The organism is Halomonas cupida (assembly GCF_900142755.1).
In the GTDB taxonomy this organism is placed as follows: domain Bacteria; phylum Pseudomonadota; class Gammaproteobacteria; order Pseudomonadales; family Halomonadaceae; genus Halomonas; species Halomonas cupida.
The window spans coordinates 1-12,060 of sequence record NZ_FRCA01000014.1 but is presented as its reverse complement, the minus strand read 5'-3'; the positions used below and the strand labels follow the sequence as shown (position 1 = coordinate 12,060).

11 protein-coding genes are annotated in these 12,060 nt (G+C 58.9%); 7 read left to right on the top strand and 4 right to left on the bottom strand.

The window, feature by feature from the left end:
* Positions 1–221: 221 nt before the first annotated feature.
* The 3 genes from BUE38_RS19530 (at position 222) to BUE38_RS19520 (ending at position 3,600) form a co-directional block, all read left to right on the top strand.
* Positions 222–1,235 carry an NAD-dependent epimerase gene (locus BUE38_RS19530; protein ID WP_073436923.1) on the top strand — a complete coding sequence of 338 codons (1,014 nt, stop codon included), beginning with the start codon at positions 222–224 and terminating at the stop codon, positions 1,233–1,235.
* A 93-nt stretch (positions 1,236–1,328) separates the two neighbouring features.
* On the top strand, positions 1,329–2,666 hold the full coding sequence (locus BUE38_RS19525) for a UDP-glucose dehydrogenase family protein (protein WP_073436922.1): 1,338 nt from the start codon (positions 1,329–1,331) through the stop codon (positions 2,664–2,666).
* Between the two features lie 214 nt (positions 2,667–2,880).
* Entirely contained in the window at positions 2,881–3,600 is a 720-nt protein-coding gene (locus BUE38_RS19520) for a hypothetical protein (protein ID WP_174788057.1), read from the top strand.
* Between the two features lie 58 nt (positions 3,601–3,658).
* On the opposite strand, the gene waaZ is transcribed toward BUE38_RS19520, so the two are convergent.
* The 4 genes from waaZ to BUE38_RS19500 form a co-directional block, all read right to left on the bottom strand.
* On the bottom strand, positions 3,659–4,450 hold the full coding sequence (gene waaZ, locus BUE38_RS19515) for a 3-deoxy-D-manno-oct-2-ulosonate III transferase WaaZ (protein ID WP_073436920.1): 792 nt from the start codon (positions 4,448–4,450) through the stop codon (positions 3,659–3,661).
* 85 nt (positions 4,451–4,535) lie between these two features.
* On the bottom strand, positions 4,536–5,600 hold the full coding sequence (locus BUE38_RS19510; protein WP_084542051.1) for a BamA/TamA family outer membrane protein: 1,065 nt from the start codon (positions 5,598–5,600) through the stop codon (positions 4,536–4,538).
* Positions 5,601–5,949: 349 nt separating this feature from the next.
* Positions 5,950–7,059: a pyridoxal phosphate-dependent aminotransferase gene (locus tag BUE38_RS19505; protein ID WP_073436919.1), complete on the bottom strand. Its 1,110-nt coding sequence runs from the start codon at positions 7,057–7,059 to the stop codon at positions 5,950–5,952.
* Positions 7,060–7,272: 213 nt separating this feature from the next.
* Complete coding sequence (locus BUE38_RS19500; RefSeq protein ID WP_073436918.1) at positions 7,273–8,190, bottom strand: LysR family transcriptional regulator; 918 nt, start codon at positions 8,188–8,190, stop codon at positions 7,273–7,275.
* A 171-nt stretch (positions 8,191–8,361) separates the two neighbouring features.
* Between BUE38_RS19500 and BUE38_RS19495 the strand changes: the two genes are divergently transcribed.
* From BUE38_RS19495 to BUE38_RS19480, 4 genes are all read left to right on the top strand, one after another.
* Positions 8,362–8,574, top strand: a complete 213-nt coding sequence (locus BUE38_RS19495) for a DUF3311 domain-containing protein (RefSeq protein ID WP_073436917.1) — start codon at positions 8,362–8,364, stop codon at positions 8,572–8,574.
* On the top strand, positions 8,567–10,024 hold the full coding sequence (locus BUE38_RS19490) for a sodium:solute symporter family protein (RefSeq protein ID WP_073436916.1): 1,458 nt from the start codon (positions 8,567–8,569) through the stop codon (positions 10,022–10,024). The genes BUE38_RS19495 and BUE38_RS19490 overlap by 8 nt, the downstream gene beginning before the upstream one ends.
* A 112-nt stretch (positions 10,025–10,136) precedes the next feature.
* Positions 10,137–11,465: an amidohydrolase gene (locus tag BUE38_RS19485; RefSeq protein WP_234987111.1), complete on the top strand. Its 1,329-nt coding sequence runs from the start codon at positions 10,137–10,139 to the stop codon at positions 11,463–11,465.
* Between the two features lie 319 nt (positions 11,466–11,784).
* The coding region (locus BUE38_RS19480; RefSeq protein ID WP_143166405.1) for a lysozyme family protein at positions 11,785–12,060 on the top strand (276 nt) is incomplete at its 3' end.

The following is a 12,060-nucleotide window of genomic DNA, read 5'->3' as shown; positions in this document are numbered from 1 at the left end:
TCCAGCTTGTGGACTCCGGTTCATTGCTTCGGGCCCCTTGAGGTGACGAAGCGGCGCAAGATTACCATAGCCTACTCTGTCTGGGGGCAGTGGGGCGCTTGCGCACTCCGTGCGGTAGCACTGATAGGGCGCACTCTGACCGGGAAATTGTCGCCCGGTACTGAGCTGGTCGCGTTACAATGAAGCAGCGCTTGTTTTTGACCCGATTCAAGGACCCCGTAATGAAATTGCTGATCACCGGAATGGCGGGCTTTATTGGCCACGCCGTAGCGCGGCGATTGTCCGGCGAAGGCCATGACATCGTGGGCATCGATAACCTCAATGCCTACTACGATGTTTCGCTCAAGCAGGCGCGACTCGATGATCTGGCGGGTTGTGAGGATGTGCGTTTTGTGCGGGTGGATCTGTCAGACCGTGAGGCGATGGCGGAGCTGTTCGAGAGGGAAGGCTTCGAGCGGGTGATTCACCTGGCCGCTCAACCCGGGGTGCGGTATTCGCTGGAAAATCCTCATGCCTACGTGGATGCCAACCTGGTTGGCCATATGAATGTGCTGGAAGGCTGTCGTCACCATGCGGTCGAGCACCTGGTCTATGCGTCCTCGAGCTCGGTCTACGGTGCCAACGACAAGGTCCCGTTTGCCACTGACGATAATGTCGATCATCCCATCAGCCTGTATGCGGCCACCAAGAAGGCCAACGAGCTGATGTCACACACCTATTCGCATCTCTATGATCTGCCGACGACCGGGCTGAGGTTCTTTACTGTCTATGGTCCCTGGGGCCGTCCGGACATGGCGATGTTCAAGTTCACTCGCTCCATCCTTCAAGGCCAGCCGTTGGAGGTCTTCAACCACGGCGATATGTCCCGGGATTTCACCTACATCGACGACATCGTCGAGGGCATCGTGCGCGTGCTGAATGTGGTGCCTCAAAAGCGTGGCACCCGCGAGGTGACAACCGACACTCGCACGGCGCCCTATGCGCTCTACAATATTGGCCATGGTAGCCCGGTGGCGCTGATGGACTTCATTCGTGCCATCGAGAAGGCCACCGGCAGGCGGGCAAACTGCGATTTCAAGTCCATGCAACCGGGCGATGTACCACGAACCTGGGCGGATACCGAAGCGCTCTATGCGGCTACCGGCTATCGGCCGTCAGTCTCGGTAGAGGATGGGGTGGCGCGGTTCGTCGAGTGGTATCGGGCCTACTACGGAGTTCATGCCGAGCAGCTGTGACACGTTTTCATTGCTGATGGTTATGCAAGGTGATGGGTACGGAACATGGTGGGTATGAAGAAGGATAGTGGGCATGAATGAAGGAGACAGGGAATGAAGATCACCATATTTGGTACCGGATATGTGGGGCTGGTGACTGGCACCTGTCTGGCGGATGTCGGACACGACGTAATGTGTGTGGACGTGGATTCGGACAAGATCGCTCGGCTGAAGGCCGGCGAGATTCCGATCTACGAGCCGGGCCTTGAGAGCATGGTCAAACACAACGTGGCTACCGGTCGCCTGCGCTTCACGACCGACGCGAAGGAGGCGGTCAGCTTCGGTGTGTTGCAGTTCATCGCGGTGGGCACGCCGCCGGATGAGGACGGCAGTGCCGACCTCAAGTATGTGCTGGCGGTGGCCGACACCATTGGCGAGTACATGCAGGAAGACAAGGTGGTGGTCGACAAGTCCACGGTACCGGTGGGTACGGCCGACAAGGTCAAGGAGGCGGTAGGCAAGCGTCTGGCCAGCCGGGGTGTCAAGCTGGGTGTGGAGGTCTGCTCCAACCCTGAGTTTCTGAAGGAAGGTGCCGCCATCGAGGACTTTACCCATGGCGCGCGGATCATCGTGGGCACGGATTCCGATCGCGTCAAACGCTTGATGCGCGAGTGCTATGCGCCCTATATCCGTCTCCAGGAAAAGCTGATGTTCATGGACGTACGGGCCGCGGAGCTGACCAAGTACGCAGCCAACGCCATGCTCGCCACCAAGATCAGCTTCATGAACGAGATTGCCAATCTGGCCGAGCGTCTCGGCGCGGATGTTGAACAGGTGCGACGTGGCATCGGCAGTGATCCGCGTATCGGCTATCACTTCATCTACCCCGGCTGCGGTTATGGCGGCTCTTGTTTCCCCAAGGATGTGCAGGCACTCGAGCGTACCGCTCGTGACGTAAGCTATGACGCCGAATTGCTGGCCGCTGTGGAGTCAGTCAACAACCGCCAGAAGCAGACCCTGTTCACCAAGCTGGCCAACGCCTTCGATGGTGGTCTCAAGGGGCGCACCATCGCCTTGTGGGGACTGTCCTTCAAGCCCAATACCGATGATATGCGTGATGCGCCCAGCCGTACGCTGATGGAAGCCTTGTGGGAGGCGGGTGCCAGTGTGCAGGCCTATGATCCGGAAGCCATGAAGGAGTGTCGTCGCCTCTATGGGGAGCGCGATGATCTGGTGCTGGCCGGTGATCGAGTGCAGGCCGTGAAGGGCGCGGATGCTCTGGTGATCTGTACCGAGTGGAAGGAGTTCCGCTCGCTGGACTTTGCCTGGTTGAAAGGCCAGTTGTCGATGCCGGTCATCGTCGATGGCCGCAACCTCTATGACCCCGAATCCGTTCGCGAGGCTGGATTGATGTATTACGCCGTTGGGCGGGGAGATTCACTGATCGCTTGATGTGGCATCCAGCAAGTGGCAGTAGGTAGAAAGGCCCGGGAGGAGACTTCCGGGCCTTTTCTGTAGGCCCTTGCCGTACGCTGAATGGCAAGTCGTACTATCGTGATGTCTGATGAGGTGCCGTACAATCCAGGGAAGAGGTAGGCACATTCAGCTTGCCGAAGAAGACACCTTCGATATAACAGGTGTCCGGGAATGGCGCGGGGAAATCAAGATGACGAATGCAGGTCACACCACCCTTGAGCAGCAGGAGCACAGGGCTACTCGAGTTTGTGTGCTGCGTAGTGGTGGGGACTTTGGGCCGCAGCATGTCCAATGGTTGGCGAAACAGATTCCGGGGCTTGTCTGCCTGGCAGATGTCCCCGTTGAAGGAGTGCCAACCATTGCGCTACCTGATCAGTGGCCGGGCTGGTGGGCCAAGATGCACCTTTTCGACCCGAACTTGATTGAAGGTGACATTCTGTTCTTCGATCTGGATACGGTGGTAGTGGGGAGCCTGAAAGGTTTTGATACCGGGTTCACTACGATGCTGTCGGACTTCTTCAACCCGGAACTGGCCTGCAGCAGCTTGATGTATATTGCTTCTGCCGACAAGGAAGCCGTCTGGAATGCGTGGAAAAAGTCTCCGGACAAGCATATGGATCGGTGCCGCACACGGGAGTGCTGGGGGGATCAAGGATTCCTGGGAAGCGTGCTGTCTCCTCAGCGTTGGCAGGATGTGCTGCCGGGGCGTATTGTCAGTTACAAGCTGGACTGCCTGAGTGGGCTGCCTGATAAGGCGGATGTTGTCTGCTTTCACGGTGAGCCGCGTCCCTGGGCGAGTGGGGAACCCTGGGTACCGGCTTTCGAGGGAAACTCTCACTCAGAAGGGCAGAGATACAAGCCGCGACGTCGCAAGACACTGATTGAGCGCGTCAAGCGCCTGTTTCGCTGAGCTATCCTGCTGTTGCCTCTGGCGGGTGTCCTGACGCCCGCCGGTCATCTCATTGCACCTATTCTGTCGATGCTTCGATGGTTTCTGCAAAGGGCACGAGGCTGTAGGGTACTCTGGTGTTGTTGGACAGGTTATATACGCGCATTCTTGATCTGCCCTTCATGTACTCAAGGCCCTGCAGGATATTATCCAGATCCTTGTCGAGGGTGGTTTTTTCTCGAGGACTACCATCCTTCTCGTAGAAACGGCCCACCGCGCCGGTCATATCCAGTCCTGAAAAGTAGGCGGTTCTGTAGCCGAGAGTTTCTGCCAGTTGCAGAGCGGCATAGGCGACGGTTCGCGTGTGGAAGTACCCTCGCCGTGTATTGCGGCTGTACCCATGGATGACTTGCCGCCTGGTGAGGGGGGCAGTGTAGGTCACCTGATCGCAGTTCCAGTATTTCAGCTTGAGGTACAGGTAGTTCTTCAGGCTGCCTTTCTTACTCTTGCACGCCCGGTGAATAACGGTGGGATTCAGGCTGGCTAGTTGCTCCGCGTGTTGCGGCGTTGCTACGTCAAATAGCTCTTTTGATATCACGACATGCTGGGATGCACTGGCTTGATGGAAGAAAGCGTCCGTATTGCGAATGAAGTAGTTATGGTCGGTCACCAGGTACAGGAATGGGCTGATGCCATTCTCGATCAGGTGATTGGCAGAGCCATTGACACAGATGGTGTCGTGCTCCTGCAACGCCGACAGGGGTGTGTTGAGAGAAGTTGGCCCGGAAAGAAAGATGATCACGATATCGCCGTGTCTGGCGTCGGCGAGGCGGTCGAGCTGCTGGTGGTTCCCTGCGTTGGGCTTTTCCATTGTCTATCGCTATCTATCTGGTCGTGGGCTTGGCGGGCGCCGTTTACATGATGTTACCACAGCCATCGTGGGGGTCGATGCACCGTTAGAACGCCTGCCCCAGCCTGACGTACAGCCCTTCGTTATCGTCCTTGCCTACGGCATAGTCGACGGTGATGACCATGTGCTCCTCGGGCTTGATGGTGTACTGGGCGCCGATGCCCGCGGCCGGGTAGAGATTGTCGCTGTCTCCACAATGCTCTCCGTCGCCGAACAGGCAGGTCACGCCGGCAAAGGCATTGATGCCAAAGCGGCCTCGAACATGCCAGCGCTCTTCGGCTTCCAGCGAGAAGGAGTTGGGCGCCAGATACTGACCACGTGTATAGCCGCGTAGTTCGACACTGGAGTAGCCGCTGGCCGGAGCATCATGGGTAGCCCTGCCGAAGGCTCGCCAGGCCAGAACATGACCGTCGCCATGGGGAATGTAGTGATCGAACTCGACCTTCAGCGTATCAAAGTTGTCGTCTCCTCCGAGGGCCTCCCGATAGGCAAGGTTGTTGATATTGAGGTGGATGCCGGAGGTCGGGGCATTCTGGGTATTACGGGTGTCGTATTGCAGCACTGCACCGATGGCGCCTGATTCCACGCCGGTCAGGCCCACAGTGTCCAGGACCTGTTGGGCATCGAAGCTGTCGCCATAGGTGGTGTAGTTGGTATAGACCGCCTGACCGCCGATGAACCAGTTCGGGGTAAATTCCTGCAGATAGCGGGCGAAAACCGCCTTCATCTCGTCAGTGGTTTCAGCTTCCGTGCTGGTGCCCAGAAAATCTTCGTAGTCATTGCGGATTCTGCCACCACCAAGGCCGGCGGTCAGGCGCTTGCTGTCCGCATCCCAGTAAGTGCGCAGGAAGACTCCGCCTACGATGGAATCCGTTGTGCTGTATGTGCCCGTGATGCCCGCCATGGACGACGTTGATTCTGGATCGGTATGGAATAGGTAACTGGCAATGAAGCCGGCTGATGTACCGATCTTGGGGTTACTGCTTACCTTGGGGACCAGAATCCATGGAGAGCTGGTCGCTGCCTGGGCAGGTTCGGTGGCGTCGGCCTGAGCCAGGGCAGGGGGCGTGACGACAAGAGATGTCATGGCGAGCAGGCCGAGTATTCTCATTTCCAGGTCTCATTCGGAACGATAGTGGAGGCAACGGCTATCCAGGAGCCGTACCCTCAAATGTAGATCGCTGATAATGCAGATCGCTAATAATGTTGGTCACTAATATAGATGGGCGTTGAAGTGTGTCCCGTCCCGACCAGATATATCCGGGGCTAAGCAGAGCACCGGCATTGCACAGGACTCTCTGCACCGGATTTTCTTGAGAGCTGGTCAGCATATGAGAAGTGTCGAGAGTGGCAGGCATTCTGACCGATGGACCGGAGTCGGACTTGACTCCGGTCATGGTCTGGCGCATTTGTACAACGAGTTCGCACAAGAAGTATCAGGAAACCGGTTGAGAAGGGGGTCACGCTCCCTGCTGAACGGCCTGCTCGAGACGGGCCAGCCTGCCCGGGACCAGGGCGTCCGCCACGGCAGTGATGCGCAGTATATGACCCAGGGAAGGGTGGGCGGCACGGGCGATAAGCTTGCCTTCGTCGAGCAGGTCGGCATGGACTCTGGCGGCGAGTTCGGCGCTGGGGAGGCGAACGCAGATGAAGTTGGTGGCACTGGGCAGGACATCCGCCCCCAACTCGCGGAAATGGCTAGCGAGTTGCTCACGGCGCTTGATGACATCGCGGATATGCTGCGTCGTCTCCTGCGGGTGGTCGAGCACGATCTCTGCTGCGGCCAGGGTCAGGCTGGACACTGCATAGTGAATCCGCACCTTCATCAGCATGGCCAGTGTCTCTGGTTCAACGATGGCATAACCGATACGCAGGCCCGCCAGGCCATGGGCTTTCGACATTGTGCGACAACGGATCACGCCGGCCAGGGCTTGCTGGTACTCAGGGGCGTCGGCGTCGTCCCTGAAGTCGTGGTAGGCCTCGTCCAACAGTAGCCAGCAGTCCTCGGGGAGCGCTTCGCGTAGCCGGTTCACGGTAGCTGGATCATGGCGATGGCCGGTGGGATTGTCCGGGTTGGCCAGGTACACCAGGCGGGCCTTGTGCTCGTGGGCTGCTGCGATCAGGGCGTCAATATCCGGAGCTAGTTGGTGCTCGGATTCCCGGTAATCCACCTCGATCAAACGGCAACCCTGACCACGCGCAAAGTAACCAAAGGTGGGGTAGGTGCCGGCGGAACTGACCACGCAGCAACCGGCAGGAGCCGTAGCACGCAATGCCAGGGCCAACAGGCTGTCGCAGCCGGCATCGACCAGCAGGGTATCGAAGTCGAAGCCATGCTCGCGGCACAAGCGTTCGCGGACCCCGTGTGCTTCTGCATCGCCATAGCAGTAGGCGTGCTCGGCCATGGCATCGCCGAAATGGCGCCGCAGTGCCGAGTGGGGCATATCGAGGCCTTCGTTGGAGCCGAGCCGATGGGGAAGGTCGCGCCCCAGGCGTCTCTTCAATACCCAGATACCCGGAAAGGGGTTATCGGGACCAGGCGTGTAGAGATGGTCGGCGTAACGGGGCATGACGACTCCTTTGGTAGGTTTGACGCTATCAACGGCAGCTTGTCGCTGGGTGCTTTCTATTGGCAGTCCACTATTGGCAGTCCAGAGTACGCTGTATCGGGTTTTGCGACAAAAGGAGCAGCCAGCAGTGGTTGCTGCATGTACCGATGCGTGACTGCTGCATGGCGGGAAGGGAACTGCAGGACAGACAGGCCCAAAGTCGGCAGGAAGCTATCATGATGGCAGTGCCTCGAACGACGCCGACGAGAGATGATCTCTCACCAGCGCTGCCAGGTTGGCCACGGTAGGGGAGTCATTGTCTGCTCGCCATGCCAGGTGCAGAGGCATTACACAGTGCTCGAGCTCCTCCATTCGCTGGAATACCACACCGGGCATGGGATTGGCGCAGGCCGAGTCCGGAACCACGGTAATGCCGAGCCCTGCTGACACCATGCTGAGAATGGCAATGTTGTCGGCACCATACTGCACGACCCGTGGATGAAAGTTCAGTCGCCGGAAGTGTCGGGCGACACGATCATGGTATTCTGGGGAGATGTGACGGAAACCCCATACGAAATCGGTCTGCTCGATCTGGGACAGCCGCTCTGGCGGATGCCTGACCCAATGTGAGTCTGTGGGAAGGGCCAGCAGAAGCCGATCATCGCGGACCTTCAGGCTGGCAATCTCGGATGAGTCATCGTGATCCAGATACAACAGCCCGGCATCAAGCGTTCCTTCCCGGAGTCTCTCCAGCTGTGGACCTGACAGCAGTGGCGCCACTTCCATCGCCACTGATGGATAACGTTGGCGAAAGTCTCGCAACAGCGCACTGACTTGCGGCATCCATAGATGGGTCACCGTCACGGCCAGGCTCAGGCGGCCTGTCATCCCTCGGCCCAGTGCCGTCAGTCTTCCCTTGAGCTCATCGTGCCGCCCGAGCAACTCCTCGGCGTATTCGACCAGCGCACGTCCGGTCATGGTCAGCGAGATACCCCGTGAATGGCGCTCGAACAGCTGGGTCTCGAGGTCTTGTTCCAGCAGCTTCATCTGGCGAGTGAGGGCGGGCTGTGCAATGTGGATGCGGCGGCTGGCAGCAGACACCGAGCCGGCATCAACGATGGCGAGAAAGTAACGAAGCTGTCGAAATTCCATCCAGGGACCTGTTGATGTTTCTGCGTGAACCGCGGTGCTGCGCCAGATTCCGCGGTTCTACCCATATCAAAATGTTTGTGGATCTATTCAATATAGATATTTTTGGTATTGCGAGCTACCGACCATAGTGAAATGGATACCTCCGACAACAACACCAAACCGAGGTTAGCCATGAGCAAGACGTATCACTATGGGGTGGCCGCCCATTTCGCTGTCTGTGTGCTGGCGATGATCTGGCCTGGCGCGCTGATTGCCAACCGTATCGAGCCCTATGTGATGGGGCTTCCCTTCCTGTTCTTCTGGTATGTGCTGTGGATGGCGGTGCTGTTCCTGGGACTATGGATTGCCTACGCCATTCGCCACGGGAGACAGCGCGATGAATGATTCCGTGCTGGTGACGGTAATCACCCTCGCGTATCTGGCGGTGGTGCTGTGGGTCGGGATACGGGCCCGTGGCGATGGCCCCTCGACACTGGAGAATTATGTCGCTGGTGGGCGCCATATCGGAGTGCTGATCCTGTTCTTCATCCTCGGCGCTGAAATATTCTCGGCGTTCTCCTTTCTCGGTGGCCCGGGTTGGGCCTACTCCAGGGGCGCGCCGGCGTTCTACATCATTGCCTATCTGGGACTGGTACCGGTCACGATATGGGTGCTGGGGCCGAAGGTGGCACGAGTCGGCCGCGAACGCGGTTATCTCACTCAGGGTGACCTGATCTCCGATCATTACCGTAGTACTCCTCTGGGGTTGCTGGCCGGACTGATCGGTGTGCTGGCTATGGTGCCGTATCTGACGGTGCAGATTGCCGGGGCAGGCATGCTGTTTCAGGCGGCGACCAATTCGCTGGTGCCATTCTGGCTGGGTGCCTTGCTGGCTTTCATCGTGGTGGCGGCCTATGTCTTCACCAGTGGGCTCAACGGCATCGGTTGGACCAACCTGGTGCAGGGCATCATGATGATCGCGATCGCCTGGTTTCTGGGCCTGGCGATCCCTGAACATATCTATGGCGGCGTACAGGAGATGTTCACCGAGATTGCCAGCCAGGCACCGGAATATTTGACCATGCCTGGGGCAGGAGGCGGCATGGGATGGGGCGCCTTCAGTACCGCTGTACTGGTCAGTGCCTTCGGTGGTGCCATGTGGCCTCATCTGTTCATGAAATTCTACAGCGCGGACAGCGGCCGCAGTCTGCGTAAGGTCAGTGTCTTCTATCCCCTGTATGCGTACCTTCTCGTGCCGCTGATGCTGATTGGTTTCGCCGGCATTCTGACGTTTGCCGAGTCACCGTTGGCAAGCGCGGATCGAGTTCTGCTCGAGCTGGTGATCAATGTGTCGGACTTTCCGCCCTGGGTGGTGGGGCTGATGTTGTCCGGTGCGCTGGCTGCTGCCATGTCCACTGGCGCCAACCTGGCCCATACCGCGGCGGTGGTGCTGACCCGCGATGTCCTCGGCCCGACCATGATGCGCAAGGCCAGTGAGCAGCAGGCCGTGATGGCCACACGCATCTGCGTACTGGTGATTTCGCTGGTGGCCTATCTGGTCGCACTGATCAATCCGTCGTCATTGGTGACGCTGCTGCTTGGAGCCTATGGTCTGATCGTACAGCTGTTGCCGATGGTGATCGGAGCTCTGTTCATCCCTGGCTGGACGCGGCGAGCGGTATCGCTGGGCGCTCTGGCGGGCAGCACGGTGTTCCTGGCCTTCCAGTTCGCGGTCGAGAGCCCACTGGGCTGGCACCCGGGCTTCTGGGGACTACTGGTGAATGCCGTGGTGCTGATGGTGTGGCAACGCTACGGCGAGGGCCGGGCGGTGACGCACTCTCGGAGTGTGACATGAGCAGACCGGGCCCAGGCAGGAGGCGTTCCAGTAGGCAAGACGTTTCGACAGGCCGTTTTGACAGACCCGTTTCGACAGACAAGAAGAGAAGCCAGATACAGGAGATGTCATCGTGACACAAGCGACCCATCAGGCAGCCATTGATCAGACAGATCTGCAGTCATTGCTGGAGGAGGCAACGACTCGGCAGATGGAACGGGTAGGTGCGCTCTACCAGCGGCTGCATCAACATCCGGAGTTGCCGTTTCAGGAGTTCGAGACCAGTGCGGCTGTGGCGGATGCGCTGGAGGAGCTCGGCCTCGAGGTGACGCGTGGTGTCGGAGGAACCGGTGTTGTGGCGGTGCTTCGAAATGGTGAAGGCCCACAGGTCATGATGCGCAGCGATCTGGATGCCTTGCCGATCAAGGAGGAAACCGGGCTGGCCTTTGCCAGTGATGACACCGGGAAGACCGCGGATGGCCGCCAGGTCCCGGTGATGCATGCCTGTGGACATGACCTGCATTCGAGCTGTCTGGTGGGAGCGGCTGGTGTACTGGTGGCGCTGAGAGAGCATTGGCGTGGCACGGCAGTGCTGATTGCCCAGCCGGCGGAGGAGATCTTCGGCGGAGCCCAGGCCATGCTCAACGATGGCCTCTATCAACGATTCGGGCGTCCTGATGTAGTGCTTGGTCAGCATAATATGCCCGCTCTGGCGGGAACCGTTGGCCATCTCGATGGCAAGGCGATGGCGGCGGCCACGACGCTGGCGGTACGCGTGCATGGCGCAGGTGGCCACGGCTCGATGCCGGCGCAAACGGTCGATCCGGTTGTCATTGCCGCGCATATCGTCACACGCCTCCAGACCATCGTTTCCCGGGAAGTCCCACCGGAGCAGACTGCTGTTGTCACTGTAGGCAAACTGCATGCCGGTACTCAGGGCAACATCATTCCTCATCATTCGGATATGGAGATCAATATACGTACCTTCGACGATGCCTTGCACCAGCAAGTCATCGAGGCGATCAAGCGTGTCGTGAATGCGGAATGTGAGGCGGGGCGTTCGCCGAAGCCCGCGGAGTTCGAGGTGTTGTCCCAGACGATTGCCTTGCACAATGACCCGGCCAGTGTGGCGCGGGTGCGTGCCGGTCATGCGCAGTGGCTGGAGGAGTCGGCGCTGTTCGATATGCGACCGCTCAACGGCAGCGAGGATTTTCCCTACTTCGGCAATGCCGAGGCAGGAGGCTTCGGTGGTGAAGACATTCCCTGCGTGTACTGGTTTATCGGTGCCACGCCTGCCGAGCGCTGGGGTGATACCCCGGGTGCCAGTGTGGCGGAGAAGATGGCCCATCTCGAGATGCCCCATTCGCCGTACTATTTCCCTGGTAACCCGGTCACCATGGCGACGGGAATCAAGGCGATGGCAGCAGGGGCCCTGACCTGGCTTTCCGTGGATCGGTCCTGACCTGAAGCCACTGTACGAATCGACGAACGGCACCTGCGGGTGCCGTTTCTGTTGCGGACGTGCGAATAGGGACCTGTGATGTGGGACATGTACCCGGACCGGCTTACGTACAGTGCCAGGGAAGGTAATGCCAAGGTGGGCAATGCCAGGATAGGTAATGTCGTGGTGAGTATCGTTGGCTTCACTGTGCCATACCTTGTCCTGGATCGTGACGTCCCTCGTCGAGTCCTGTCATCCTGGTGATTGATGAGAGCCCTGAGTGGTATCGGGTCAGTGCTCAGGACTCAAGGCTGTTTTCTGCGGTCTAGAGGAGTGGGTCATGGATGATGATGGGAAACTGGGTAATCAGGAATTTCACCTTCTGAACGAGGTCGCGACGGAGCCCAGGCCGCTGGCGCATCGTCTCAGCGCTTCCGGCAGGAAATGGCTGAAGGCGATCGAAGGACTGCGGCTGATGCCCTACGATGATGGCACCGGGCAACCTGTTGAGGAATGGCGGCGCGGTGCAACGATCGGCTATGGTCATTTGATTCTGCCTGCCGAATGGGAAAGATTCCGCAATGGCATCGATCAGCAATGGGCGGAGTCGCTACTG

Excerpts from the sequence above, each read along its gene's own strand:
- BUE38_RS19490 (WP_073436916.1), top strand. The coding sequence starts at position 8,567 with ATGAATGATTCCGTGCTGGTGACGGTAATCACCCTCGCGTATCTGGCG.
- waaZ (WP_073436920.1), bottom strand. The coding sequence starts at position 4,450 with ATGGAAAAGCCCAACGCAGGGAACCACCAGCAGCTCGACCGCCTCGCC.
- BUE38_RS19500 (WP_073436918.1), bottom strand. The coding sequence starts at position 8,190 with ATGGAATTTCGACAGCTTCGTTACTTTCTCGCCATCGTTGATGCCGGC.
- BUE38_RS19505 (WP_073436919.1), bottom strand. The coding sequence starts at position 7,059 with ATGCCCCGTTACGCCGACCATCTCTACACGCCTGGTCCCGATAACCCC.
- BUE38_RS19520 (WP_174788057.1), top strand. The coding sequence starts at position 2,881 with ATGACGAATGCAGGTCACACCACCCTTGAGCAGCAGGAGCACAGGGCT.
- BUE38_RS19525 (WP_073436922.1), top strand. The coding sequence starts at position 1,329 with ATGAAGATCACCATATTTGGTACCGGATATGTGGGGCTGGTGACTGGC.
- BUE38_RS19530 (WP_073436923.1), top strand. The coding sequence starts at position 222 with ATGAAATTGCTGATCACCGGAATGGCGGGCTTTATTGGCCACGCCGTA.
- BUE38_RS19510 (WP_084542051.1), bottom strand. The coding sequence starts at position 5,600 with ATGAGAATACTCGGCCTGCTCGCCATGACATCTCTTGTCGTCACGCCC.
- BUE38_RS19495 (WP_073436917.1), top strand. The coding sequence starts at position 8,362 with ATGAGCAAGACGTATCACTATGGGGTGGCCGCCCATTTCGCTGTCTGT.